The following is a 24,532-nucleotide window of genomic DNA, read 5'->3' on the forward strand; positions in this document are numbered from 1 at the left end:
GGGGCGGCCGCCGTGGAGGCGCGGCCGCCCGGGAGCGGGGAGGTCAGCCTGCCGCCCGCAGACCCCACTCCTCGACGTTGTAGGTGGGACCGTCGAGCGAGGAGTTGTTCCGGACGTTCGCGACGTCGTCCTGCGCCGCGACGATCGTCGGCTTCTGGTACAGCGGCAGCACGTACGAGTCCTCGGCGAGGATCTCGCCGGCCTCGTTGAGCTTGTCGCGGGCCGGGCCCAGATCGGTGGACGTGGCCGCCTCGTGCATGAGCCGGTCGACCTCGGGGTTGCTGTAGTGCCCGTAGTTGCTCTCCGACGAGGTGTTCCAGGTCTGCTCGGCGTTGCTGAACGACGCGGGCGTCTGCACCCAGGCGAAGACGATCATGTCGTAGTCACCGCTGCTGGTGGTGCCGCCGAGGTCGTCGGTGGGCACGATCTCCAGGTTGATGCCGAGCGGCCGCACCTGCGACTGGATCAGCTCCACGGTGGTCTGCCGGATCGCGTTGCCGACCGTGTAGCGGATCCGCAGCGGCGGCACCGCGCGGCCGTCCGGCCTGGTCAGCTGCTGGCCCTCGCCGATGTTCGTGTAGCCGGCGTCGGTGAGGATCTGGCGGGCCCGCTCGACGTCGCCACTGCCCTGCTCCGGCGGCAGGTAGTCCTTGTAGCCGTCGATGCCCGGCACGAACATGTGGCTCTTGAGCGGCGTGACGTCCTCGTTGAACTGGCCGACGGTGGAGTCGATGATCGCCTGCACGTTCGTGGCAGCGAAGATCGCGTCGCGCAGCGGCTCGTCGGCGAGGAACTCGTTCTCCAGGTTCAGGTCGAGGTGCTCCCAGGTGAGCCCGAGGTCCTGGTACTGCGACACCCCGGGGATGTTCTGCACCTGCTGCACGAGGTCGACCTGCGGCTGCGGGTAGATGACCTGCACCTCGTCGTTCTGCAGGGCGATCGGCTCCTGCGAGGCCTCGGTGATCACCCGGATGATCAGCTGCTGGAGCGAGGGCTTCGTCTCGCCGTACCACTTCGGGTTCGGCACCAGGGTGAGCGCGACGTTGTCCTGCCAGTTGTCCACCTGGTACGGGCCGCCGCTGTAGGTCGGCGTCGTGGCACCGAACCAGTCCCACGCCGCCTGCAGACCCTCGGGTGTGTTCAGGTCACCCTGCTGGGCGGCGACGTGCGCCGGGTAGATCGGGGTGCCCGACGCGAAGAGGTTCTTCCAGTCGGCGTACGGCGTGCCGAACACCATCGTCGCGGTCTTGCCGCCGTCCGATGCGGTGATCGACTCGACCTGGTTGTAGCCGGCGTTCTGGGCCGCCGCGCACCCGGGGCAGTCCTTGCCGTTCATCGTCTTCCACTGGAAGACGAGGTCGTCGGCGGTGATCGGCGTGCCGTCGCTCCATGCGGCTTCCGGCTTGATCTTGTAGACGATCGTCTGCGGGCTGGTGCTGGTCTGCTCGGCCGAGACGAAGACGTTCTCGTTGAGCACCTGCTTCAGGTCCGGCGTCGTCGTGAAGACCCAGGGCAGGAGCGTCTTGATCGCCATCGCGGGCTCGAAGACGTTGCCCTCCGAGGAGTTGATGTTCCAGTTCGCGATGTTCTTCTCGATCGCGAACGTGAGAGTGCCACCCTGCTGCATCTGCGCGGCCGGCACGGCGTTGCAGGTGGTCGGATTGGCCTCGCAGTCCTGGTAGATCCCGCCCTCCGAGGCGTCACCGCCATCGCCGCCGCCCCCGCCACAGGCCGCGAGCACCAGTGTGGCAACCGCCCCGATGGCGGCGAGCGATGCCGCCCTCGATCTCCTCATCGGACTTCCTGACCTCTCTCTGCTGGACCAACCCGGTCGGGCGTCCTCTCGCATCGGCTCGGCGCAACCCGGCCCATGTGACGAACCGGCGCACCGATCCAGGGCACGGTAGGAAGCGCTTTCGCGCCCGTCATCCGCCGCCACTCGATCGTGACCAAAGGGTGACCGGAAGCCAACTGGGCGACAACAACTCATTACCTCGCGGTAACTTACTCTTGGGTCACTCCGCGGGCGCCCGCCACGTCGGGGCACCGGTCAGCGGCCCGGAACCGAGCGGGCCGGGCCCGATACCGGTCGCGGCGTCGGCGGTCGGGGTGCTCACCACGAGGTTCACCGGCTGGAACAGCGGGAGGAACGGCAGCTGCGCCCAGAGCACCTGTTCCACGGCACCCGCCGTCTCCGGGCGGGGTGTGGCCGAGAGGAGCTCGTCCAGCGCCGGGCGCAGCGCGGGGAAGCAGAAGCCGGTGGTCGGGCGCGGCGGGTCCGGCACCACCACGGTGGGGGCCGGGCAGCCGTAGTCGGAGGCAAGCTCGGTGCCCGGGTCGCCACCGACCGTGCGCGGCAGGACCATCAGGTCGACCTGCACCCCGCCGGGTGCGGGGGGCAGCGCGGGGGTGGTGGTGGCCGGGGCGCCCGAGGTCGTCCCGGACGGGGTGGGGGTCGGAGCCGGCTCGGTCGGGGTGGCGACCGGCGACCCGGGCTCGGCCGTCGGCGACGGGGTGGGGCTGGGGCTCGGCGGGACGGCAGGCACCGCCGCCTGCCCGAACAGCTCCACGGCCGACGGGCCCACCAGCGTGACGTCGATGCCGGCGGCGTCGAGCTGCTCGGCGACGACCCGGGCCACGTCGACGTCCTCCGCGCGGTCGTTCGCGGCCCCGATCACGATCGACACCGGGCCTCCCGCCACCGCCCACCGACCCGTCGTGAGGTCGCGACTCCAGCCCGCGCTGGCGAGCAGCTGGGCCGCGGCGGCCGGGTCGTGGCGCACCGGCGTGTCCGGCGGCTCCGTGGACGCGTACCCCGGCTGCGACGGCGCGAGGCCGAACGCGTCGGCCGGCAGCGCCTCGGGGGCGACCGCGGCGCGGATCGCGTCCCGGTCCAGCAGCATCGCGATCCCGCGGCGGGTCCTGGCATCGGCCAGCGGGCCGCCGTCGGCCCGCATCCCCAGCTGCGTCACGATCGGCTCCGGCGCCAGCTGCAGCTTGGGAGCGGGCTGCAGCCCGCCGAGCTCCGTGCGGATGGCCGGCCCGGCCTCCGGCAGGGCGACGTCGACGTCGCCCGCGGCCAGCGCGGGCGCCAGCTCCTGCGGTCCCATCCTGCGGAGCAGGAGCTCGTCGAGCACGGTCGGCGTGTCCCAGTAGAGGTCGTTGCGGGCGAGCAGCACCTCACCGCGGGCGCGGTCGACCGAGGTGACCCGGAACGGACCCCCGGATGCCGGGATGCCGTCGGTCAGCGCGCCCGTCCACGAGCCAGGGGCGTCCTTGAGGATGTGCGCGGGCAGGAGGTCCGAGAACAGGTGCTGCCACGCCGGGTAGGGGTGGGCGAAGACGACGTCGACCGCCTTGCCACCGGCGCGGGACCGCACCTCGGTGATGAGCTGGTAGCCGGCGGCGTCGGTGACGCCCGGCTGGCTGCGCATCTGCTCCCACAGGTAGACGAAGTCCTCCGCCGCGATCGGGGCGTTCGTCGACCAGGACGCCTCCAGGTTGAGCTCGTAGCTCACCGTGAACGGCTCGGTGGCGGTGACCTCGGCGCTCGTCGCGATCGTCGGGTCGATGTGCATCGCGCCCTCGGCGTCGGAGCGGAACACCGACGGGAGCACGAGCGTCGCGAGCGCCGTGGTGACCGGCGACTGGTGGGCGAGCAGGTGCGGGTTGAAACCCGCGCCCATGTCATCGACCCCGATCCCGGCCACGAGCCGCGTCGGCTCGGGCTGCGGGGTCGGGATCGGCGCCGGCGGCGGTGGCGCCACCGGCTCGTTCGAGCAGCCGGCCACCGCCACGACGAGCGCCAGGACCAACGCAGCACAGCCCGACACCCGCATCCAGGTCATGCCCTCCACCGTATGGAGGTGCGGTCGCCTGCGATCAGCGGGGGTTGCGCGCCCTGGCCCGCTGCCGGGCGCGGGAGTGCGCGTCCAGCTCGACCTTGCGGATCCGCACCGACTCCGGCGTGACCTCGACACACTCGTCGGTGGCGCAGAACTCCAGGGCCTGCTCCAGGTTGAGCACGGTGGGCGGGGTCAGCTTCACCAGCTCGTCGCCCGTGGAGGAGCGCATGTTGGTGAGCTTCTTCTCGCGGGTGATGTTGACCTCGAGGTCCTCGGCGCGGGTGTACTCGCCGATCACCATGCCCCCGTACACCGGGGTGCCGGGCCCGATGAACAGCACGCCCCGGTCGGAGAGCTGGTCGACCGCGTACCCGGTGACCGGACCGGTCCGGTCCGACACCAGCGAGCCGCGCTGACGGGTGCGCAGCTCGCCCACCCAGGGGCCGTAGCCGTCGAAGACGTGGCTCGCGATGCCCGCCCCGCGCGTGATCGTCAGGAACTCGGTGCGGAAACCGATCAGGCCGCGCGCCGGCACCCGGTAGTCCATCCGCACCCGGCTCTCGCCGTGCACCATCTGCCCGAGCTCACCCTTGCGCCCGGCGACCAGCTGCGTGACGGCGCCGAGGTGCTCGCTCGGCACGTCGACCGACAGCTGCTCGAACGGCTCCTGCAGCTTGCCGTCGATCGTGCGCGTGACGACCTCCGGCTTGCCGACCGTGAGCTCGAAGCCCTCCCTGCGCATGGTCTCCACGAGCACGGCGAGGGCCAGCTCGCCGCGGCCCTGCACCTCCCACGCGTCCGGGCGCTCGGTGGGCAGCACGCGCAGCGACACGTTGCCGACGAGCTCGGCGTCGAGGCGGCCCTTCACCTGCCGGGCGGTGAGCTTGGTGCCCGGGTGCTCGTCGCGCCCGACGAGCGGCGAGGTGTTGATCCCGATCGTGACGGCGATCGCCGGCTCGTCGACGTGGATGCGCGGCAGCGGCACCGGCTGGTCGGGGTCGGCGAGGGTGTCGCCGATCATGACGTCGGCGATGCCGGCCACGGCGACGAGGTCGCCTGCGCTCGCGGAATCCGCAGGTACCCGCTCCAGGGCCACCGTCCGGAGCAGCTCGGTGATCTTCACGCGGGTGACCGTGCCGTCGGCCTTGCACCACCCGACCTGCTGGCCCCTGCGGATCACGCCTGCCCGCACCCGGCAGAGCGCGATGCGGCCGAGGAAGCTCGAGGCGTCGAGGTTGGTGACGTGGGCCTGCAGCGGCGCGTCCGGGTCGTCGGCGGGCGGCGGGACGGTCTCGGTGATGACGTCGAACAGCGCCTCGAGACCGGCGTCGGCCGGCAGGTCGCCGTCGGCGGGACGGATGCGGGAGGCGCGCCCGGCCCGGCCGCTCGCGTAGACGACGGGCAGGTCGAGCAGCTGTCCCGTGGTGTCCTCGTCGAGCGCCAGCTCGTCGGCCAGCTCCAGGAGCAGCTCGAGGCTCTCGTCGACGACCTCGGCGCAACGGGCGTCCGGCCGGTCGGTCTTGTTGACGACCAGGACGACCGGGAGGCCGGCGGCGAGGGTCTTGCGCAGCACGAAGCGGGTCTGCGGCAGCGGCCCCTCGCTCGCGTCGACGAGCAGCACGACGCCGTCGACCATCGAGAGGCCGCGCTCGACCTCCCCGCCGAAGTCGGCGTGTCCCGGTGTGTCGACGACGTTCAGGGTCGTGCCGTGCCAGTTGATCGCCGTGTGCTTGGCGAGGATCGTGATGCCCTTCTCACGCTCCAGGTCTCCGGAGTCGAGGATCCGGTCGACCACAGCGGCGCGCTCACCGAACGCGCCCGAGGCGCGCAACATGGCGTCGACGAGGGTGGTCTTGCCGTGGTCGACGTGGGCGACGATGGCGACGTTCCGCAGCCGGCCGCCCGATTCGCGGGACGCGCCGGACCGCTGCGCGGGAGCCGCGAGGGTGGATGCTGCTGTGCTCACACTTCACGGTAGCCCGACCCGCCGCCGGCCCTGCCCCCGGAGTGAGGACAGCCTCACCTCAAGGTGCCGGTGGAAGGGCCGATCCGGGCGTCGAGGTGGTGGAGATCACGCTCGGCGGCCGCACGCACGGTCGGCGACTGCCGACAGGAGCGACCTGCCGGCGAGCGTGGGGTTGCGTCGGTGCGCGGCGAGCACCTCGGCCCAGCCGATCTCCAGCAGGCCGCGGTGGAGCAGCAGCTCGCCCGTCGGTCCGCCGAGCTCCACGGCGGCGTCGAGCACGGTCAGCCCGAGCGGCGTGACCGGCAGACCCCGGCGCTCGGTGCGGTCCGCGGCGTCCAGCGGGCGGCACCGCACGACGACTCCCGGCCGGGCCGGCCGGCGGGCGGACGCCGTCACGGCGAGCGTGCGCGGCGCTCCGGCCAGCAGCCCGTGCCACCACGCGGCCGCCGCCCCCGACAGCACCGCGCCCTCGCCCACCCACAGCACCGCCGCCCGGGCCAGCGCCTCGTCGCCCGCCGGATACCCGCGCACCAGGTAGACGCGCGGATGCAGCGGCTGCCAGCGCCGCGTCCGCACCATCCGGTCGACCGTCGCCGCGGCGAGGCCCGCCTGCAACGCCTGCTCGCGCGAGATCACGCCCGCCTGGCGGGCGAGGAGGGGCTCCAGAGCCATGCCGGCATGGACGGAGTCGATCTACGCGCGGTTCCGTCCGGGGCCCTCGACGTTGCAGGGCCCGACCCGGAGCAGGTCCACCAGGTCGGCGGCCACCGCCCGGTCGGCAGCCACCCAGTCGACGCCGGGGACGTCGACGCCGGCGACCCAGCGCAGCGCCGCGTGCTCCAACGGCCGCGGTTCGGGGCTGCCCGGTTCCAGCTCCGCGGTGTGCACCCGCAGCAGCACGCCGACGAGCGGCAGGTCGGTGCCGAGCCGCCCGGTCGCGCGGACGTCGGCACCCAGCTCCTCCCGCAGCTCGCGCGCGACCGCGTCGGGCTCGGTCTCCCCGGCCTCCACGCGCCCACCCGGCAGCTCCCAACGACCGGCGAGCTCGGGTGGCCGGGTGCGCTGGGCGGCGAGCACGGTGCCGTCGCGCAGCACCGCGGTGGCGACGACGACCGGCCAGCCCGTCACCTCCGCCGCCCGCTCGACCAGCGCATCCGCCCGCGCGGCGAGCAGCCGCAGCACGAGCCCCCGCCCGAGCAGGACGTCGCCGAGGCGCCCGAGCCCGCCCAGCGGTGACGTCCAGCTCACCTCGTCGAGCAGGAGGATGCCGGCGGCGGTCGGCGTCAGGGTGGTGCGGTGCGTCAACGCGCGCAGCGGCCCGGCCACCAGCACCGACTCGATCCCGGTCGGCGACACCGCGGTGATCCGCGTACGCAGCGGCACCCGCAGACCGGGCGCCACCCGCACCCCGAACCGGACGGTCTCCCCGAGGCACACCAACCGGCTCCCCGCCGCGAACCGGTGGCCACACCGGCGCATCGCCTCCGCCGAGACCTCGGCGTCGCGCAGGAGGCCGGCGACGGTGCGCTGGGGAGCGTCGATCAGCACGGTCGAGCGCAGGACGGGCACCTCCCGATCGTGGCAGACACGCCGCCATGTCCCACCTCCAGCGCCACGACCAGGTGAAATAGCCGTGGGACTGGCACCCGTGGCGCCGTGGCGCTCGTACCGTGATCCACATGGCTCCAGCCGAGCAGGCGCCGATCGCCGCCCCCGCGTTCGCGGTCGTGCGTCGCGGTTACGACCCGGATCAGGTCGCGTACCACCTGAACCGGATCGACGCCGAGACCACGATCCTCGCCGCCGACCGTGCCGCCGCCGCCGAGCAGGCCTCGCAGCTGGGCCAGCAGCTCGCGGGGTGTCGCAAGGAACTGGAGGCCGCGAACACCGAGATCGAGCGGCTGCGTGGCGAGCTGCGGGTGCTGACCGGCCCTCCGGACACGACCGAGAGCATGAACGAGCGCCTGCAGGTGATGCTGCGGCTGGCCAAGGAGGAGTTCACCGGTCTACGGGCCGACGCCTCCGCCCAGGCCACGGCCCACGCTGCCGAGATCATCGCGGCCGTCGGCGCCGAGGCCGGCGACGTGGGTGGCTTCGGCTTCGACGAGGACGAGCTGCGCGGCCCGCGGGACGTGGAGGAGCTCGAACGGATGCGCCGCGAGGCCGCCGAGGAGCGCACCCGCCTCGACGACGAGGCCACCACCCGGCGCGCCGCGGACGAGGAGGAGTTCCGCCAGGTCCTCGCGCTGCGCTGCCGCGAGGCGATGGCGCAGCTGGCGAAGATGCAGACGGAGGCGATGCGCAGCGCCCGGCGCCTGCTGGACGACGCCGAGGACCAGGCCCGCAGCGTCGTCGGCGACGCGAAGGACGCGGTGCGGCAGACCGTCGAGGACGCCCAGCGCGAGGTCGACGACCTGCAGGAGCTGCGGCTGCACCTCGCCGCCCAGCTCGACACGAGCCGCCAGCTGCTCGACCGGGCCATCCCGGAGGGGCGCGCCGCCGGCAACGGCGAGGCGGGGTCCTCGAACGGGTCCGGCCCGGACTCGGCGCCACCCGCCCAGCAACCGGCCGCCGCGCACGAACCGGCCGCCGACCCGGAGGTGGCGGCGGCGCCGCAGCCGGCCGTGGCGTCGGCCGATCAGCCGCCGGCCGGTTCCGCCTTGCCGTTCTCCCCCGAACCGCCGACGCCGTCCGGCACCGAGCCGGAAGGGCCGCAGCGGGTCGAGCACACCACGTCGTCGCAGGTGCCGTCCGCCGTCCAGCACGCCCCGCTCGCCGCGCCCGGACTGCCCGCGCTCGCGGTGCCGCCTGGCTGGCCGGTCCAGCCCGGCTCGCTCCAGGCCTCGCAGGTGGGCGCGGCCGAGCCGGTCCGCCCGGTCGAAGCGGGCACCGTGATCGAGCAGACCGCTTCCGGGCTGGGCGACCTCGGCCTCGTCGGGGGCGACGCCCCGCGGGCGCAGCCGATGCGGATCCCGCCCCGGGAGGCCGAGGCCTCGGACGTGCCGGGCCCGTCACGGGTCCCGGTGGAGGAGCAGGACCAGCAGATCGCGCCCCCGCGCCGCTACCCCTGACTCCCGGCCCCGCGGGGTCGACCCATCACGCTGGTGCTGACCGGTACAGGGCCTCCGCGCGCACTTCGCACACCCAGCATGGACTGCGCACAGGGCCCGGCTTGTGTGAAGTCGGTGCTCGGTGTGCGAAGTCGGCTGGCGTCTCACATGGTGGGAGCCAGGTAGGCCGGGCTACGTCGTCGGGCTGCTCAAGGCGGGCCAGCGCACCTCGACGCGCCCGCCGCCGGTGGGCGTCGCACCAGCCGACACGACGCCGCCGCGGCCCTGCACGAGGGCCGCGACCAGCGCCAGCCCGAGACCGGCCCCGCCGCCACCCTCCGGGGAGAGCCGCACGAACCGGTCGAAGACCCGCTCGCGGTCGGCGGCCGGGATGCCCGGCCCGTCGTCCTCGACGAGCAACCGCACCACCCGGCCCGCAGGCAGGATGCTGATCCGCACCAGCGACCGGGCGTAGCGCCGCGCGTTGGCGACGAGGTTGTCCAGCACCAGCGCCACCTCCGACGCGCTCGCCCCGACCTCGGCCGGCGTGGGCGCCACGAGCTGCAGCACCGGATCGTCGAGCCGGCCGCAGCGGGAGCCGCCGGCACGGTCGATCGCGGCCTGCGCGGCGACGACGAGGTCCACCGGTTGGGCCGGCGGGCGTTGCCCGGCGTCGGCCCGAGCGAGTGCGAGCAGGTCGGAGAGCATCGTGGTGAGCCGCGTGGCCTCGTCGACGACGGCTCGCAGCGTCTCCCCCGTGAGATCCGGGTCGGGGTGGGCGACGGCAACCTCCGCCTGGGCCCGGATCGCCGCCACCGGGGAGCGCAGCTCGTGGGCGGCGTCGCCGGTGAACCGCTCGAGCCGGGCCACCGCCTCGTCCCGCCGGGCGAGCAGGGCGTTGAACTCCTCGGCCAGCGCGCGCAGCTCGTCCTTGGCGACCGGCACCGGCAGGCGCTCCCCCGGTGGCAGCGCCGAGGCGGCGACCCGCATCCGGTCGACGGGACGCAGCGCCGCGCGGGTGGCCGCCCAACCGGCGAGCGCCACCACCGCGGCCACGACGAGCGCACCGACGACGAACCCGACGGCGGCGTTCGCCAGCAGGATGGCCCCGCCCACCAGGTCCGACGTCACGACGACGAGCCGCGGCGAGCCGTCCGGCATCACGGCGGGCACGGCGAGCCAGCGGCGCAGCTCCCTGAAGTCTCCGACGACGAACGCGTCGCCCGCCGCGAGCGCGCGGGTCTGGTCGGGGCGCAGCGGCAGGGCCGGGCCGCCGTCGACGGGGACCCCGGACAGGTCGACGACGCGCAGCTCGAACCTGCGGACCTGGGCGGGCGGGGTGCCGGTGGCCAGCTGCTCGGCCACCGCTCGGGCGTCGGCGCGCAGCTCGGCGTCGGCGGCGCCCAGCATCGTCTCGTACAGCATGCTGACGCCCAGCCTGCTCAGCGCGAGCAGGCCGATGAGGGCGACGCACCCGACCACGAGCGTGATGCGCAGCCGCAGCGGCCGGGCCGACCACCACCGCCGGAACCGGGCGCGAGTCATGGCGACTCGACGATGTACCCGTAGCCGCGGACCGTCTTCAGCACGTGACCGGCGCCCACCCCGTCGAGCTTGCGCCGGACGTACCCGACGTAGACCTCGACGACGTTGCGGCTGGCCGCCTGCTCGTCGCCCCACACGAGGCGCAGGAGCTCGTCCTTGGCGACCGCCGTGTCCGGGCGGCTGGCGAGCGCGTGCAGCAGCGCGAACTCGCGCGGCGAGAGCTCCACGACGTCGCCGTGCCAGCTCACGGAGCGGGCGGCCGGGTCGACGAGCAGTGGCCCGAGCCGCACGCGCTGGCCGGTGCGGCCGAGCGCAGCGTCGCGCCGGCGCAGCATGGCCCGCAGCTGGGCCACCAGCACCACGAACGCGAACGGTTTGACGAGGTAGCCGTCGGCGCCGAGGTCGAGGCCGTCGGCCTGGTCGAACTCGCCGTCCTTCGCCGAGAGCAGCAGCACCGGCGTGTCCACCCCGGCGGCGCGGAGCTGCTCGAGCACCCGGTAGCCGGACAGCCTGGGGAGGATGATGTCGAGCACGACGGCGTCGAAGCTCCCGGTGAGGGCGGCCTCCAGCCCCGAGACGCCGTCGCCCACCGCGACGACCTCCATCCCCTCGGCCGTCAGGCCGCGCGCGACTGCCGTCCGGATGCCCGGCTCGTCGTCGACCACAAGCACGCGCGCCACGCGGCGGACGCTACCCGCACCTGCCATCCGCACACCTCAGAACACTCTCAGCGCGCGTCCGTCACGCTATGCCCCATGGCAACCGCACGCAGCAACAGGATCGGACGCACGGCCGCCGCCGGTATCGCGGTGGCCGGTGCGGTGGGTCTTGGGCTGCTCGCGGTTCCGGCGGGGGCGGGCGCGCAGCCTGCGCTCCCGCCCGTCGACCCCGAGGAGCTGGTCCGATCGGTGCTGGCCGCCGACCCGCAGCCGCTCGCCGGCGCGGTCGAGCTGCAGAACGGGCTCGGGCTGCCGGCGCTGCCCGGCGTGCCGCAGGCGGCGAACGGCACGAGCACGGCGCGCATCTGGTGCGACGGTGACCACCGCGGCCGCGTCCAGCTTCCCACCGAATCGGGTGAGCGCACGCTCGTGTCGGACGGCGTGACCTTCTGGGCGTGGAACTCGGAGGACCGCACCGTGCGGCGGACACCCGAGGGGGAGCACGAGCACGACGCGGCGAACGCCGACCCCGGCGCGGTCGCGGCCGAGGCGCTGGCCGCCCTGCGGCCCACGAGCGTGATCAGTGTCCAAGGCACCTCCGAGGTCGCCGGCCGGGCGGCATACGATCTCGTCCTCGCGCCCGCATCATCGGAGCGCACGCTTCTGCGGGAGGTACGGGTCGCGGTGGACGCCGAGCACCGGATGCCGCTGCGGCTCACCGTGCTGGCCACGGGATCGGCCGAGCCCGCGCTGGAGGTCGGGTTCACCGACCTCTCGTTCGGTCCGCAGGACCCGGAGCTGTTCCGCTTCACCCCGCCGCCCGGCGCGAAGATCGAGGACGCCCGGCCCCACGACGGGCACCCGGCCGGTGCGGCGGAGCCGACCACGGTCGGCGACGGCTGGGACACCGTCCTCGTGTCCGCCCCCGGATCGGGCACCGACCGTCCCGACGGCATCCCCGACCTCGCGAAGCTGGGCCGGCCGATCAACGGGCCTTGGGGCAGCGGCCGGTTGGTCACGAGCGCGGTGGGCGGCGTGATCGTCACCGACGACGGCCGGGTCGCCGCCGGGGCCGTGCCCGAGCAGGTCCTCACCGAGGCCCTGGCGCGGTGACGACGATGCCATCCGTGGACGCGGCGCCCGCTCCGGTGGGCGCCGCTCCCGTAGAAGCGGTCGCGGCACGGGCGATCGGGCTGCGCAAGCGGTTCGGTTGCACCGTGGCCGTCGACGGCATCGACCTCGACGTCCCGGCGGGCGCCGTCCTCGGGATGCTCGGACCCAACGGCTCCGGCAAGACCACGCTGATCCGGATGCTGCTGGGCCTCACCCGGCCCACCGCAGGCTCGGTGGAGCTCCTCGGGCAGCGGGTGCCCGACGGCATCGAACGCGCGCTCCCCCACGTCGGTGCGCTCGTCGAGGGCCCCGGATTCCACCCGTTCCTGTCCGGGCGGGAGAACCTGCGCCGGGCCGCGACCATGGAGCCGCTGCTCGCCCGCCGCGACATCGCGAACGCCGTGGACGTCGCGCTGACCCGGGTCGGGCTGGCCGACGCGGCCGACCGCCGTTACCGGGGCTACTCGCTCGGCATGAAGCAGCGCCTCGGGCTCGCCGCGGTGCTGCTGCTGCCGCGCCGGCTGGTCGTGCTCGACGAGCCGACCAACGGGCTCGACCCCGCCGGCACCCGCGACGTCCGGCGGATCATCACCGAGCTGCACGCCGCGGGCACCACGGTCGTCGTCTCCTCCCACCTGCTCGCCGAGGTCGAGGCCACGTGCACGCACGTCGCCGTCCTCCAGGCGGGTTCGCTCGTCGCGGCGGGCGAGCTGCGCACCCTGCTCGCCGCGGGCACCACCGGGCTCGTGATCACCACCCCGGACGTCGACCTGGCACTGCGCACGCTGCGCGGCGCGGGCGCCACGGCGTACCGGGCCGAACGGACCAGCTCCGAGGAACAGGCCGTGGTCGTCGGCGACGACGGTCCGCCCGCGCCGGAGCTGATCGCGCTGCTCGTGGGGGAGGGCGTCGCCGTGCACGAGGCCCGCCGCAGCCGCACCAACCTGGAAGAGCTCTTCGCCCGGCTGACCGAGGACCCGTCATGACCACCGTCGCGCTCCCGCGTGTCGCCGCACCGCGCCGCGTCCCGGTGAGCAGGCTGCTCGGCGCCGAGCTCCGCTGGGTGCTGCGCCGCCCCCGCACGCTCGTGATGCTCGGCGTGTTCGCGCTGGTCCCCCTGCTGATCTCGATCGGAGCGGCGGTCGCGGACGACGGGCCGGGCGGCGGCCTGATCGGCGCCGTCGCGGGCAACGGCCTGATGCTCCCGGTCGTCGCGATCACGGTCTCGCTCGCGCTGCTGCTGCCGCTGGCCGTCGCGATGGTCGCGGCCGACGCGATCGCGGGCGAGGCCGCTCAGGGCACCCTCCGCGGCCTGTTGATCGCACCGGTCGGGCGGCTGCGGTTGGTGGGCATGAAGGCGTTCGGCGTGCTCGTGGTCGCCACCCTCGCCGTGCTCACGCTGGCCGTGGTGGGCGTCCTCGCGGGGGTGGTGGTCGTGGGCCGCGCCGAGGGGGAGCTCGTCACGCTGTCCGGCAGCACCGTCGACCTCGGCGATGCGCTCGGGCGGGTGGCGCTCGTCGTGGTCTGGACGGTCGGCCAGCTCGCCGCGGTCGGCGCGGTCGCCCTGGCCGTCTCCGCGCTCACCGAGCACCCGTCGATCGTGGTGGCCTCCGTGCTCGGCGGGCTGATCGTGTTCGGGGTGCTGTCCGCGATCCCGGCGCTGGAGTGGCTGCAGCCCTACCTGCTCACCTCCGGCTGGACCGCGGGCGCCGACGTCCTGCGCGACCCGATACCCCCGGACGGCATGATCGAGAGCACCCTGCGCGCCCTCTGCTACCTGGCGGCGGGTGCCGGCCTCACCGTCTACCGCATGCTGCGCCGGGACGCGTAGCCCTCTCCCACCGACGGGAGTGCCGCTCGTCAGGCGAGACGCTCGGCGATCGCCCCGGCGAACGCATCCGGCGCCTCCACCGGCACGAAGTGCCCGATGCCGTCCAGCGGGCGCAGTTCCACGTCGGAGAAGAACTCGCCCAGGCGGTCGGACCAGGCCCGCGGGAAGAGCGGGTCGTGCTCGGGCCACAGGACGGTGGTGCGCACCGCGAGCCGGTCTGCGGGCGCCGGCAGCTGTTCCGCGAGCGACAGCGCGATCGCGCCCGACCCGGCCCGGTACCAGTTGATCGACGCGACGAACGCGCCCGGGCGGCCGTAGGCGGCGGCCAGGCGGTCGAGCTCTGCCGGGTGGGGCTCGAAGTCGGGCCCGGACCAGTGGGACCAGAAGTGGGCGAGGTACGCGCGGACTGCGGCCGGGGAACCGTCGAGCAGCTGTTCGGCGAGGTCCAGCCGGTGGAAGGCCTGGTACCAGAACTCGCGGTGTGCGGCCGGCGTCAGCACCCGCTGCCCCACCCCGGGCAGCGGCGGGGAGACGACGAGCGCCCGCACGAGGTCGGGCCGCGCCCGGGCCGCCGCCTGGGCGATGCGGGACCCGATGTCGTATCCGGCGAGCACCGCGGGCCCCGTTCCCAGCTCCTCGACGAGGGCCAGCACGCTCCGGGCCTGCGCATCCGCCGCGAAGTCGGCGGGGACGGCACCGGCAGGAGCCGGAGACTCGCCGAACCCGCGCAGGTCGGGCACGACGATCCGGCACCGGTCGGACAGCCGCGCCGCCACCTCGCGGTGGTCGCCCCGGTCACCGGGCCAGCCGTGCAGCAGCACGACGGGATCGCCGGGGCCCGCGTGGTCGTCGTAGGTGAGGCGGAACCCCTCGACGGGGGAGCTGATCGGCACGGAAGCAACGTAAGGGGCAGGATGTGGCCATGCCCAGGTTGCTGGACGACGACGAGATCACAGCCGCTCTCGGGGGTCTCCCCGGCTGGGAGCGCGACGGCGACGCGCTGGTGCGCATCGCGGAGCTGCCGTCGTTCCCCGCCGCGATCGCGGTGGTGGACCGCGTGGCCGCGACCGCCGAGGAGCGCGACCACCACCCCGACATCGACATCCGCTGGCGAACGCTCACGTTCCGCTGCTCCACCCACTCCGCGGGTGGGATCACGGAGCTGGACACGGCGTTGGCCGCGTCGATCTCGCAGGAGGTCGACGCGGCCAACGCCTGAGCTCAGTCGGCGGCGAGGACCGGGACGCGGCGGATGCCGGCCCGCAGCGAGAGGATCAGGCCGACTGCCACCAGCCCGAGCAGCGCGCCGACCTCCGGCAGGGCGAGCACCCCGACGGTGCCGATCACGGCTCCGCCGAGCACACCGGCGAGCCCGATGCCGAAGTAGATCGCGGACGCGTTCAGCGACAGGACGAGGCCGCCCGACGGTGCCAGCTCCAGCAGCAGGTTCTGCACGGGCGGGTTGAACGACCAGGTGAACACGCTCCACACGAACAGGGCGACCGCAGCGCCCACGGCGGTGGTCGCCGTCAGCGGCAACGTCGCGATCATGATGATGAAGCCCGCCATCGTGGCGAGGAGCGTCGGGACGCTCCCGTACCGGTCCGTGGCCCGGCCGCCCCACGTGTTGCCGACGACCGCGCCGACGCCGTAGGCGAGCAGCAGCCCGCCGATGGTGGGGCCGGTGAACCCGGTCGTGACGGTCAGCAGCGGCACGACGTAGATGTACACGCTCATCGTGCCGACCACCCCGAACACGGTCATCGCCAGCACGATGAGCACGCGGCGGTCGGCCGCCACGGCGAACCGCTCCCGCAGCGCAACGGCGGGAGAGCCCGCCATCAGCGGCAGCTGCATCCGCACGGCGAGGGCCGTGACGAGGCTGATGGCTGCGACCATGGCGAACACGCCGCGGTACCCGATGCTGCCGGACAGCAGGGAGCCGATCGGCACACCGAGCGCGAGGGCGACCGTCAGCCCGCCGAACACGATGGCGACGGCCCGCCCGCGCTCCTCCGGCGGGCGCAGTGCGGTGGCGAAGAGCGTGGCCGCGGGCGTGTACGCGGCGGCGCCGAGCGCCGCGACGATGCGGCCGCCCAGGAGCAGCGGGTAGGTCGTGGCGACCGCGGAGATCGCGTTGCCGACCACGGCCACGAGCAGGGCGGCCAGTAGCAGCCGCCTGCGTTCCCAGCGCGCGGTGGCGGTGGCGAGCAGCGGGGCGCTGACGGCGTACGCGAGCGCGAAGGCGGTTGTCAGCTGGCCGGCTGCGGTGACGGAGACGTCGAGCTCGGCGCTGACGGCGGGCAGCACGCCGGATACCACGTATGCACTCGTGCCGACGGCGAACGCCCCGGCGGCGAGCAGGTAAGTACGTGCGGACATCGATGGGCCTTCCCCCAGGCGCAGACAAGTACGACGGTTACCGTACTACGACACTGGTCGAACTTCGATAGCTGTCGTACCATCGGGCCATGTCGCCCGTCACACAGCAGGCCGAGCTGCCGCAGCCGGCCCGCGAGGAGATCCGGATCGAGCAGGTACTGGCCGCGCTCGGCGATCCGGTCCGCCTGATGTACGTGCGGGAACTCGCCAACGCGCCCGCCGAGGGCATGGCGTGCGGGATGATCCCCCTCCCGGTCACCAAGTCCACCCGCACCCACCACCTGCGCATCCTGCGCGGGGCCGGGGTGATCAGCATGCGGGCCGAGGGCACCCGCCGAATGGCCTGGCTACGCCGCGACGACCTGGACGCGCTCTACCCGGGCCTGCTCGACGGGATCCTCGGCGCCACCCACTGACCAGCAGCGGCCGACCAGGGCGCGTCCTAGAAGCGGCGGTTGGCCAGCACCGGCACCGCGGCGCGGGCCTTCTCGACCGCGTCGAGGTCCAGGTCGGCCACCAGCAGGTCGGGCTCGGCGTCCAGCTGGGCCTGGATGCTCCCCAGCGGGCCGACCACGGCGCTCGCGCCGATACCGGTGGGTGCCTTGCCGGCCTCCCGACCCACGGTGGTGGGGTCGGCCTGGTCGCACGCGGCCACGAAGGCCGTGCTGTCCAGCGCCCTCGCCCGCACGAGCAGGTCCCACTGCTCACGCTTGCCCGGCCCGGCGCCCCACGACGCCGGCACCACGATCACCGCGGCGCCGCTCCCGGCGATCCGCTGGAAGAGACCGGGGAAGCGCAGGTCGTAGCAGGTGGCGAGGCCGACCGTGACGTCGTCGACGGTGATGGTCACCGGCCGGGTCCCCGCCGCGACCGTGCGGGACTCGGCGAACCCGAACGCGTCGAACAGGTGGATCTTGTCGTAGCTCGCCTGGACGCCACCGCCGGTGGCCAGCAGCGTGTTGTGGACCCGCCCGTGGGTGGCGGGCGTGAACATCCCGGCCACGACGGTGAGGCCCGCGTCGTCGGCGATCGCGCGCACCCGCTGCGCCCAGGGCCCGTCGAGCGGTTCGGCGATCGGGCCGAGGGGGTGCCCGAAGGCGCACATGGTGGCCTCGGGGAAGACGACGACCGCGGCCCCGGCCGCCGCGGCGCGCTTCGCGCCGTCCGCGACGAGATCGAGGTTCTCGGCCGGGTCTGCGGTTGCGGCGATCTGAGCGAGGGCGATCCGCACAAAACCTCCAGTTGATGTATGCCGTCATGCAGGAGCAGGCGTGCTCCTGCTCGTCGCCGAGGGTCTGGTCGAGATGGTGCCCAAGCGAGGAGCGTACGTCCCACCGAGCTGATGGGGGCCGCGATCGACCACCTGCAGGTCACGCTGCAGCTGTTCCTCCGAGTAGACGGCGATGTCGTACCACTCGAGCGACGTGCCGGTGAGGCTCGCCGTGAATGCCTTGACCAGCGAGCGCCGGTCGACCTCCGGGGGCATGCGGTCCTCCCTGTCCGGTGGCGGATCACGTCATACTTCATGTATACAAGACGCATGCGCAAGTCCTGGACGCCGGAGCTCGCTTTCGACCTGCCCGACGGGACGTCCGTTCCCGTCACCGTCACGCGGCTGCTCAACGGCGGGTACGCCGGGCGCGAGCAGGACGAGGTCGCCGCGCACGTGGCCGAGCTCGCCGAGCTGGGCATCCCGGCGCCCACCGTGACGCCCGCCCTGTACCCGGTCGCGCCCTACCTCGCCGCCCAGACCGACACCGTTCCGGTGCAGCACGACCGCACCTCCGGCGAGGCCGAGTGGGCGCTCGTCGTCGCCGGCGCGGCGCCGCGGGACCTGCTGCTCACCGTCGCGTGCGACCACACCGACCGGGCCCTCGAGGTGCACGGCGTCGCGTGGAGCAAGAACGCCGGCCTCGACGTGCTGGGCCGCGGGGCGTGGCGCCTCGCCGACGTCGAGGACCACCTCGACGAGCTGCGCCTGCGCGCGTGGGTCACCCACGAGGACGGCGCCGAGCAGCTCATCCAGGACGTGACACTAGCCGCACTGCTGCCCCCGCGGCACTGGCTCGACGACATCGCCCACCTGCTGGAACCCGGCACGGTGCTCCTGTCGGGCACGGTCTCGATGCTGCCGGGCGTCGACCAGTTCGCCGACCGCTGGCGCGTGGCACTCGCCGACCCGGTGACCGGGCACACGCTCGAGCTGGCGTACGCGGTGCAGCGCATGCCCGAACCGATCGGGTAGGGTCGCCGCCGTGCAGCGCTACTACTGGTTTAGCCGACCGGCCCGGGAGGGGTCGGCGGGCGAACCGCTGCGCTGACCCTCCACCCCCGAGCCGGATCTCGAGCCGGCTCGGCGGGGTTCTCGACGGGCGCGGCTCGCCTGAAGCAGAGAGCGCCCTCATGACCCTCACCGCCGTCCCCGCGCTTACCCACCCCGCCGGCTCCGCCGGCGACCATCCCCCGGGGCTGGACGAGCACCGCACCACCCGGATCAGCCCGCTGCTGTCCCCGTCCCTGCTGCGTCACGAGCTCCCGGTCGACGCCGCCGTGGCCGACACCGTCACCCGGGGCCGCTCCGAGGTCGTCGACGTCCTCGACGGCCGCGACGACCGGCTCGTGGTCGTCGTCGGACCGTGCTCCATCCACGACCCCGACGCGGCGATGGACTACGCCGTCCGGTTGGCGAAACACACCGAACGCGTGGCGGGCGAGCTGCGCGTCGTCATGCGCGCCTACTTCGAGAAGCCGCGCTCGACCGTGGGCTGGAAGGGCCTGATCAACGACCCCGGCCTGGACGGCACCTACGACGTCAACAGGGGGTTGCGCACCGCGCGCCGGCTGCTCCTTGACGTCGCGGCGCTCGGCCTGCCGGTCGGCTGCGAGTTCCTCGACCCGATCACCCCGCAGTTCCTCGCCGACGTCGTCAGCTGGGGCGCGATCGGCGCCCGCACCGCCGCGAGCCAGGTGCACCGCCAGCTCTGCAGCGCCCTCTCGATGCCGGTCGGGATCAAGAACCCGACCGACGGGGACGTCCAGGTGGCGATCGACGGCGTCCGCGCCGCCGGGGCCAGCCACGTGTTCATGGGGATCAACCCGGACGGCCTGGCCGCGCTGATCACGACCGCCGGCAACCCGGACTGCCACGTCATCCTCCGCGGCAGCACGAGCGGCCCCAACCACGACGCCGCCACCGTCGCGTCCACGCTCGACCGCCTCCGCGGCGGCGACCTCCCCGCACGGGTGGTCGTGGACGCGAGCCACGGCAACAGCGGCAAGGACCACGTCCGTCAGGCCGCCGTGGTGCACGAGCTCGCCGAGCGCGTCGGCGCCGGGGAGGAAGGCATCGCCGGCGTGATGATGGAGAGCTTCCTCGTGGCGGGCCGCCAGGAGCTGGGCCCGTCCATGACCCGGGGCCAGAGCATCACCGACGCGTGCATCGACTGGGACACCACCGAGACGCTCCTGGACGAGCTCGCGGCAGCGGTGGCGGCCCGGCGGGCCTGAAGGACCCGGTGTATCTGCTCACCGGCGGGATGGGACGGTCGCCGGCCGAGCCCCGCAACTTCACACATCGGACCCTGACTTCGCGTAGGGCCGGCCTTATGCGAAGTCAGGGCTGGGTGTGTGAAGTCGTCGGCTCACCCGAGCGCGCTCGCCGCGATCCGCTCCAGCTCGGCTGCAACCCCGGCGCGACCGATGGGCTCGGCCTGCGCATTCATCACCGTGGGTCCGTCGCGGCGCGAGACGTAGTGCTTCCCGGTGAACCGAACGCGCCGATGCGGGCCCTCTTCGCGCGACAGCTCGGTGACGTTGCCGGTGCCGTACGTGTCCACCAGCTCGTGGAGCTCCCGGGCGCTGCGGGTGTCCGGCATCTCGACCCACGACACCGCTACCAGCACCAGTCCCCGGCGCCCGTCGCGCACGTCGAACCACGCGCGGTGCAACGCCACGCAGGGCTGTTCGCGGAAGAACTCCCGCACCTGCCCGTAGGAGTGCGCCACGCAGTCGTCCGTGCTGTCGAAACGTTGCTCGACACGCAGGGCCTGACGGAGCAGCCGGAGCTGGGCCGAGTTCGCGTCTCGGCGGCGGGCCTGGCTGCTGGTGCGGGCGGTGCTCGCGCTCACGGTCGTGCCGCTCGCCCCGGCCGTCGCGGTGCCGGCAATGGTCGCCGTTCCGCCTGCTCCGACTGCAACGGTCAGGACAATGGCCAGAAGGAGACCTCCGCCCTTCCCCTTCGCCTTGTACCCGGGACGCCGCCGACCTTGATCATCCGTCCAGTAGAAGTCCGGCTTGTCCGGCACGGCCACCCCCCGGTTTCAGCGGGCGGGAGCATATGGCGTGATCACCCGATCGTGGAGGCGAATCGCCGAAGTCGACTCGATCTCCAGACACGCCGCCGCCCAGAGCCCGCTCCGCATATCCAGCCTGTGCTTCGCACAAGGCCCGCCCTGTGCGGAGCAGGTGCTAGGTGTGCGAAGTGGTCTTACTCCTCCACCTCCGCCAGGCGGCGGGTGAGGAAGCTTCGTTCGGCATCCGACTCCGTCAGCGCCAGGGCCTCTCGGTACGCCTTCGCCGCCTCCTCTCGGCGGCCCAGGCGGCGGAGCAGGTCGGCCCGGGTGGCGGGGAGCATCCGGTAGCCGGCCAGTTCGTCGCGCAGCCCGTCCACGAGGGCGAGGCCGGCTTCCGGGCCTTCGGCCATCGCGACGGCGACGGCGCGGTTGAGCCGCACCACCGGGGAGGGGGTGAGCCGGGCGAGCGTGCCGTAGAGGGCGGCGATCTGCGACCAGTCGGTGTCGGACGCGACGGTGGCGCGGGCGTGGCAGGCGGCGATGGCCGCCTGCACCTGGTAGGTGCCCGGCTCCCGCCTACGCAGGGCCGCGTCGATGAGCGCGAGCCCTTCGGCGATCTCGTCGCGGTTCCAGGTGCTGCGGTCCTGGTCCTCCAGCGTGACGGGATCGCCGTCGGCGTCGAGCCGGGCTGCGCGGCGGGAGTGTTGCAGGAGCAGCAGGGCCGTCAGGCCGAGCACCTCGGCGTCGTCGGGCATGAGCGCGGCGAGGACCCGGGCCAGGCGGATCGCCTCGGCGCAGAGGTCGTGCCGCACGAGATCGGGTCCGGCGGCGGCCGAGTAGCCCTCGTTGAACAGCAGGTAGACGACCCCGAGCACGCCGACGAGCCGATCGGGCAGGAGGTGGTCGGGCGGCACCCGGTACGGGATCCCGGCCTGCCGGATCTTGCGCTTCGCCCGCACCAGCCGCTGGGCCATCGTCGGCTCCGGCACGAGGAACGCCCGCGCGATCTCCGGCGTGGTCAGCCCGGTGAGCGTGCGCAGCGTCAGCGCCACGCGCCCTTCCAGTGGGAGCGCCGGGTGGCAGCAGGTGAAGATCAGCCGCAGCCGGTCGTCCTGCACGGCGCTCCCGTCGCCGGCGTCGTCGGACGCGACCGGCATCGCCGCCACCTCCCTCAGCTTCGCCGACTCGAGCTTGCTGCGCTTGATCCGGTTGAGCGCCGCGTTGCGGGCGGTGGTGGTGAGCCACGCGCCCGGGTTGCGCGGCACGCCGTCGCGCGGCCAGCGGGCCAGCGCCTGCGCGACGGCGTCCTGCGCGCACTCCTCGGCGAGGTCCCAGTCGCCGGTCATCCGGATGAGGGTGGCGACGACCCGGCCCCACTCGTCGCGGAATGCCGCGGCGACCGCGGCCTCGACGTCCGTCATGCCTGGTCGAGCGGCCAGACGGGCCGGATCTCCATGACCCCGTGCCGGGCGTTCGGGTGCTTGGACGCCACCTCGATCGCCTCGTCGAGGTCGGCGCACTCGAGCAGGTCGAAGCCGTACATCTGCTCCTTGGTCTCGGCGAACGGGCCGTCGGAGATCAGCACGTCACCGCCGCGGACGCGCACGGTGGTGCTGTCGGACTGCGGCCGCAGCCGATTGCCCTCCAACCGCACGCCGCGACCGTCCATCTCGCTCACCCAGTCCTCGATGGTGTAGCCCGTCTGGTCCTCCGGGGCCACCTCGTCGCCGTCGTAGCCGCAGATCAACAGCATGTACTGCATCTCGGATCCCTTCTCGTTCTGCTCGGTCACCACAACGACAACCGGGGACGCCCGGAATCGACATCAGCTTGACAGGCAAGTCTCCACTTGCCTATAAATCCCCCGTGTCCGACCCGCTCTTCAAGGCACTCGCCGACCCGACGCGGCGCGTGATCCTCGACGAGCTCACCGAGAAGGACGGCCAGACGCTGTTCGAGATCTGCGGGCGGCTGGCGATGAAGCACGGGCTCGGCTCGTCGCGGCAGGCGATCTCCCAGCACCTCGCCGTGCTCGAGGAGGCAGGCCTCGTCACCACCCGCCGCGAGGGCCGCTACAAGTTCCACCACGTCGACACCACTCCCCTGCGCTCGATCGTCGAGCGCTGGCCGACCCCCTGAGGAGCAGCAGTGCTCACGATCAACGTCACCAGCGTCTACGTGGACGACCAGGCGAAAGCACTCGCGTTCTACACCGACGTGCTCGGCTTCGTGAAGAAGACCGACGTCCCCGCGGGCGGCGCCCGCTGGCTCACCGTCGTCTCCCCCGCCCACCCCGACGGGGTCGAACTCCTGCTCGAGCCCACCGGCCACCCGGCGGCCGAGACCTACAAGGAGGCACTGGTCGCGGACGGCATCCCGTTCACGTCCTTCGCGGTCGCGGACGCGCGGGCCGAGTTCGAGCGCCTGAGCGCGGCGGGCGTCCGGTTCGTGCAGGAGCCCACCGACCTCGGGCCGGTCGTCACCGCCGTCTTCGACGACACCTGCGGGAACCTCATCCAGATCGCCGCCGAGAAGCAGTAGCCTCACCGCAGCACGCGGGACAGGTTCGCGCCAGGCGGCAGGGAAGGCGCGTCTCCTCGACACGCCCGGAGACGCCCGGTGTCCTACCGCGAGCTCGTACGCGCCGTTCCGCTGCCCTTCCTCCTCCTCGGCCTGATCGCCCGGCTGCCGTACGCGATCACACCGCTCGCCACGCTCGGCCTCCTGTACTCCGCGACCGGCAGCTACACGTTCGCCGGCGCCGCGACCGCGGCGCAGAGCCTCGCCACCGCGGCGGGCGGGATCAGCGTCGGGATCGCTGCCGACCGGCTCGGCCCGCGGACGGTCGGTGTCGCCACGGCGGTCCTCAACGCCGCCTGCGCGGCCGCCCTCGTCGCCGCGACCCGGTGGGACCAGCCGGTGATGGCCGCCGCGGCGATCGCGGTCGGCCTCACGCAACCGGCTGTCGGCATGCTCGTCCGGGTGCACTGGGCCCGGCTGTTGCGCTCCACGGGACGCGCGGAGCTGTTGCCCACCGCCCTGTCCTACGAGACCGCCGCGAACGAGCTCGGTTTCGTCGCCGGTCCAGTCCTCGTCGGGTTGCTCACCGCCGCGATGGGACCGGTCGGACCGCTCGGCGCGGTCGTGCTGCTCACCGTCGGGACAGCCGCCCCGTTCGCGCTGTACTACTCGCGGACGCCGCCGCCTCGTCGGCCCGCCGATGAGCCGCGGCCGCGGCTAGGCCCGCTCGCGGCGATGGTTGTGGCGGCCGCTGCAATGGGCGGCGTGTTCGGCGCCGTCCAGACCGGTGTCACCGGCTACGCCGCCGAACGCGGCGCGCCGGGCAGCGCCGGCCTGCTGTACGCGCTCCTCGCCGTCGGAAGTGCGCTGGCGGGCATCGGGTACGCGTGGGTACCCGCCCGTATCGGCGCCGCCCTGCGCTACCTGCTGGCCACGGCCGGCCTGCTGCTCGGCACCACGAGCCTCGCCATCGGCTTCGCGGACCTCCCGATCGCGATCGCCGTCGCCGGTGTCACGATCGCCCCCTACATGATCTCCGCGTACACCCTCACCGAACACCTGTCGGGTGGCCGCGGTACGGCGTCCGCGCTGATGGTCGTCAACGCGGGCGGCCCGGTCGGCACGGCGGCCGCGCAGACGGTCGCGGGTCGCGCCGCGGATGCGGGCGGGAGTGCCGCGGCGTTCCTCGTCGCCCCGGCCGCAGCGGGCGTGGCGCTGCTGGTCGCCGTCGGCGTGCTCGTCTCGGAGCGCCGGAATCAGGGGGTGCGCACGACCGCGAACTGGTAGCGCAGGTCGGACGCGCCCTCCCACCGAAGAAGCGCGTCCGTG

At 73.7% G+C, this 24,532-nt stretch carries 25 protein-coding genes; 11 read left to right on the plus strand and 14 right to left on the minus strand.

Annotation, left to right across the window (positions count from 1 at the left end):
* Nucleotides 1–43: 43 nt before the first annotated feature.
* The 5 genes from ACU436_RS23820 to ACU436_RS23840 form a co-directional block, all read right to left on the minus strand.
* Entirely contained in the window at nucleotides 44–1,795 is a 1,752-nt protein-coding gene (locus tag ACU436_RS23820) for an ABC transporter family substrate-binding protein (RefSeq protein WP_459028803.1), read from the minus strand.
* 220 nt (nucleotides 1,796–2,015) lie between these two features.
* On the minus strand, nucleotides 2,016–3,848 hold the full coding sequence (locus tag ACU436_RS23825) for an ABC transporter family substrate-binding protein (protein ID WP_459028805.1): 1,833 nt from the start codon (nucleotides 3,846–3,848) through the stop codon (nucleotides 2,016–2,018).
* A 34-nt stretch (nucleotides 3,849–3,882) separates the two neighbouring features.
* Nucleotides 3,883–5,811 carry a translational GTPase TypA gene (gene typA, locus ACU436_RS23830; protein ID WP_459028807.1) on the minus strand — a complete coding sequence of 643 codons (1,929 nt, stop codon included), beginning with the start codon at nucleotides 5,809–5,811 and terminating at the stop codon, nucleotides 3,883–3,885.
* Between the two features lie 105 nt (nucleotides 5,812–5,916).
* Entirely contained in the window at nucleotides 5,917–6,483 is a 567-nt protein-coding gene (locus ACU436_RS23835; protein WP_459028809.1) for a hypothetical protein, read from the minus strand.
* A 21-nt stretch (nucleotides 6,484–6,504) separates the two neighbouring features.
* A complete protein-coding gene (locus ACU436_RS23840; protein WP_459028811.1) occupies nucleotides 6,505–7,380 on the minus strand; it encodes an NUDIX domain-containing protein in 876 nt (291 codons plus the stop codon).
* A gap of 110 nt (nucleotides 7,381–7,490) precedes the next feature.
* Here ACU436_RS23840 and ACU436_RS23845 point away from each other — a divergent pair, with 110 nt between their 5' ends.
* Nucleotides 7,491–8,882: a hypothetical protein gene (locus tag ACU436_RS23845; protein WP_459028813.1), complete on the plus strand. Its 1,392-nt coding sequence runs from the start codon at nucleotides 7,491–7,493 to the stop codon at nucleotides 8,880–8,882.
* A 171-nt stretch (nucleotides 8,883–9,053) separates the two neighbouring features.
* On the opposite strand, the gene ACU436_RS23850 is transcribed toward ACU436_RS23845, so the two are convergent.
* Together ACU436_RS23850 and ACU436_RS23855 are read right to left on the minus strand one after the other, a co-directional pair.
* The gene (locus ACU436_RS23850; protein ID WP_459028815.1) at nucleotides 9,054–10,406 is read right to left on the minus strand and encodes a sensor histidine kinase; all 1,353 of its coding nucleotides are present in this window, start codon (nucleotides 10,404–10,406) and stop codon (nucleotides 9,054–9,056) included.
* Nucleotides 10,403–11,077 carry a response regulator transcription factor gene (locus ACU436_RS23855; protein ID WP_459029104.1) on the minus strand — a complete coding sequence of 225 codons (675 nt, stop codon included), beginning with the start codon at nucleotides 11,075–11,077 and terminating at the stop codon, nucleotides 10,403–10,405. Before ACU436_RS23855 ends, ACU436_RS23850 begins: the two co-directional genes overlap by 4 nt.
* Before the next feature lie 84 nt (nucleotides 11,078–11,161).
* Between ACU436_RS23855 and ACU436_RS23860 the strand changes: the two genes are divergently transcribed.
* From ACU436_RS23860 to ACU436_RS23870, 3 genes are read left to right on the plus strand one after another with little or no spacing between them, the layout of a single operon-like run.
* Entirely contained in the window at nucleotides 11,162–12,178 is a 1,017-nt protein-coding gene (locus ACU436_RS23860) for a LolA family protein (RefSeq protein WP_459028817.1), read from the plus strand.
* The gene (locus ACU436_RS23865) at nucleotides 12,175–13,164 is read left to right on the plus strand and encodes an ABC transporter ATP-binding protein (protein ID WP_459028819.1); all 990 of its coding nucleotides are present in this window, start codon (nucleotides 12,175–12,177) and stop codon (nucleotides 13,162–13,164) included. Before ACU436_RS23860 ends, ACU436_RS23865 begins: the two co-directional genes overlap by 4 nt.
* Complete coding sequence (locus ACU436_RS23870) at nucleotides 13,161–14,009, plus strand: ABC transporter permease subunit (protein ID WP_459028821.1); 849 nt, start codon at nucleotides 13,161–13,163, stop codon at nucleotides 14,007–14,009. The genes ACU436_RS23865 and ACU436_RS23870 overlap by 4 nt, the downstream gene beginning before the upstream one ends.
* Nucleotides 14,010–14,038: 29 nt before the next feature.
* Here ACU436_RS23870 and ACU436_RS23875 read toward each other — a convergent pair whose 3' ends face one another.
* Complete coding sequence (locus tag ACU436_RS23875) at nucleotides 14,039–14,902, minus strand: alpha/beta fold hydrolase (RefSeq protein ID WP_459028823.1); 864 nt, start codon at nucleotides 14,900–14,902, stop codon at nucleotides 14,039–14,041.
* Nucleotides 14,903–14,931: 29 nt separating this feature from the next.
* Here ACU436_RS23875 and ACU436_RS23880 point away from each other — a divergent pair, with 29 nt between their 5' ends.
* Nucleotides 14,932–15,228, plus strand: a complete 297-nt coding sequence (locus tag ACU436_RS23880) for a 4a-hydroxytetrahydrobiopterin dehydratase (RefSeq protein WP_459028825.1) — start codon at nucleotides 14,932–14,934, stop codon at nucleotides 15,226–15,228.
* Nucleotides 15,229–15,230: 2 nt separating this feature from the next.
* On the opposite strand, the gene ACU436_RS23885 is transcribed toward ACU436_RS23880, so the two are convergent.
* Nucleotides 15,231–16,391 carry an MFS transporter gene (locus ACU436_RS23885; RefSeq protein ID WP_459028827.1) on the minus strand — a complete coding sequence of 387 codons (1,161 nt, stop codon included), beginning with the start codon at nucleotides 16,389–16,391 and terminating at the stop codon, nucleotides 15,231–15,233.
* A gap of 89 nt (nucleotides 16,392–16,480) precedes the next feature.
* Here ACU436_RS23885 and ACU436_RS23890 point away from each other — a divergent pair, with 89 nt between their 5' ends.
* A complete protein-coding gene (locus tag ACU436_RS23890; protein WP_459028829.1) occupies nucleotides 16,481–16,807 on the plus strand; it encodes an ArsR/SmtB family transcription factor in 327 nt (108 codons plus the stop codon).
* Between the two features lie 26 nt (nucleotides 16,808–16,833).
* Here ACU436_RS23890 and ACU436_RS23895 read toward each other — a convergent pair whose 3' ends face one another.
* Nucleotides 16,834–17,622: a carbon-nitrogen hydrolase family protein gene (locus tag ACU436_RS23895; protein ID WP_459028831.1), complete on the minus strand. Its 789-nt coding sequence runs from the start codon at nucleotides 17,620–17,622 to the stop codon at nucleotides 16,834–16,836.
* A gap of 24 nt (nucleotides 17,623–17,646) precedes the next feature.
* On the minus strand, nucleotides 17,647–17,877 hold the full coding sequence (locus tag ACU436_RS23900; RefSeq protein WP_459028833.1) for a hypothetical protein: 231 nt from the start codon (nucleotides 17,875–17,877) through the stop codon (nucleotides 17,647–17,649).
* A gap of 54 nt (nucleotides 17,878–17,931) precedes the next feature.
* On the opposite strand from ACU436_RS23900, the gene ACU436_RS23905 reads away from it, so the two are divergent.
* Nucleotides 17,932–18,636, plus strand: coding sequence for a DUF2848 domain-containing protein (locus ACU436_RS23905; RefSeq protein WP_459028835.1), 705 nt, complete (start codon nucleotides 17,932–17,934; stop codon nucleotides 18,634–18,636).
* Nucleotides 18,637–18,794: 158 nt separating this feature from the next.
* On the plus strand, nucleotides 18,795–19,898 hold the full coding sequence (locus tag ACU436_RS23910) for a 3-deoxy-7-phosphoheptulonate synthase (protein ID WP_459028837.1): 1,104 nt from the start codon (nucleotides 18,795–18,797) through the stop codon (nucleotides 19,896–19,898).
* A 134-nt stretch (nucleotides 19,899–20,032) separates the two neighbouring features.
* Here ACU436_RS23910 and ACU436_RS23915 read toward each other — a convergent pair whose 3' ends face one another.
* From ACU436_RS23915 to ACU436_RS23925, 3 genes are all read right to left on the minus strand, one after another.
* Complete coding sequence (locus ACU436_RS23915) at nucleotides 20,033–20,701, minus strand: hypothetical protein (RefSeq protein WP_459028839.1); 669 nt, start codon at nucleotides 20,699–20,701, stop codon at nucleotides 20,033–20,035.
* A gap of 176 nt (nucleotides 20,702–20,877) precedes the next feature.
* On the minus strand, nucleotides 20,878–22,104 hold the full coding sequence (locus ACU436_RS23920) for an RNA polymerase sigma factor (RefSeq protein WP_459028841.1): 1,227 nt from the start codon (nucleotides 22,102–22,104) through the stop codon (nucleotides 20,878–20,880).
* Entirely contained in the window at nucleotides 22,101–22,445 is a 345-nt protein-coding gene (locus ACU436_RS23925) for a YciI family protein (protein ID WP_459029106.1), read from the minus strand. Before ACU436_RS23925 ends, ACU436_RS23920 begins: the two co-directional genes overlap by 4 nt.
* Nucleotides 22,446–22,549: 104 nt before the next feature.
* On the opposite strand from ACU436_RS23925, the gene ACU436_RS23930 reads away from it, so the two are divergent.
* From ACU436_RS23930 to ACU436_RS23940, 3 genes are all read left to right on the plus strand, one after another.
* Nucleotides 22,550–22,822: an ArsR/SmtB family transcription factor gene (locus ACU436_RS23930; protein ID WP_459028843.1), complete on the plus strand. Its 273-nt coding sequence runs from the start codon at nucleotides 22,550–22,552 to the stop codon at nucleotides 22,820–22,822.
* A gap of 9 nt (nucleotides 22,823–22,831) precedes the next feature.
* Complete coding sequence (locus ACU436_RS23935) at nucleotides 22,832–23,224, plus strand: VOC family protein (protein WP_459028845.1); 393 nt, start codon at nucleotides 22,832–22,834, stop codon at nucleotides 23,222–23,224.
* 78 nt (nucleotides 23,225–23,302) lie between these two features.
* On the plus strand, nucleotides 23,303–24,490 hold the full coding sequence (locus ACU436_RS23940; protein ID WP_459028847.1) for an MFS transporter: 1,188 nt from the start codon (nucleotides 23,303–23,305) through the stop codon (nucleotides 24,488–24,490).
* The last annotated feature ends 42 nt before the right edge of the window (nucleotides 24,491–24,532 follow it).

The sequence above is a fragment of the Pseudonocardia wallangbongensis genome, from assembly GCF_054486945.1.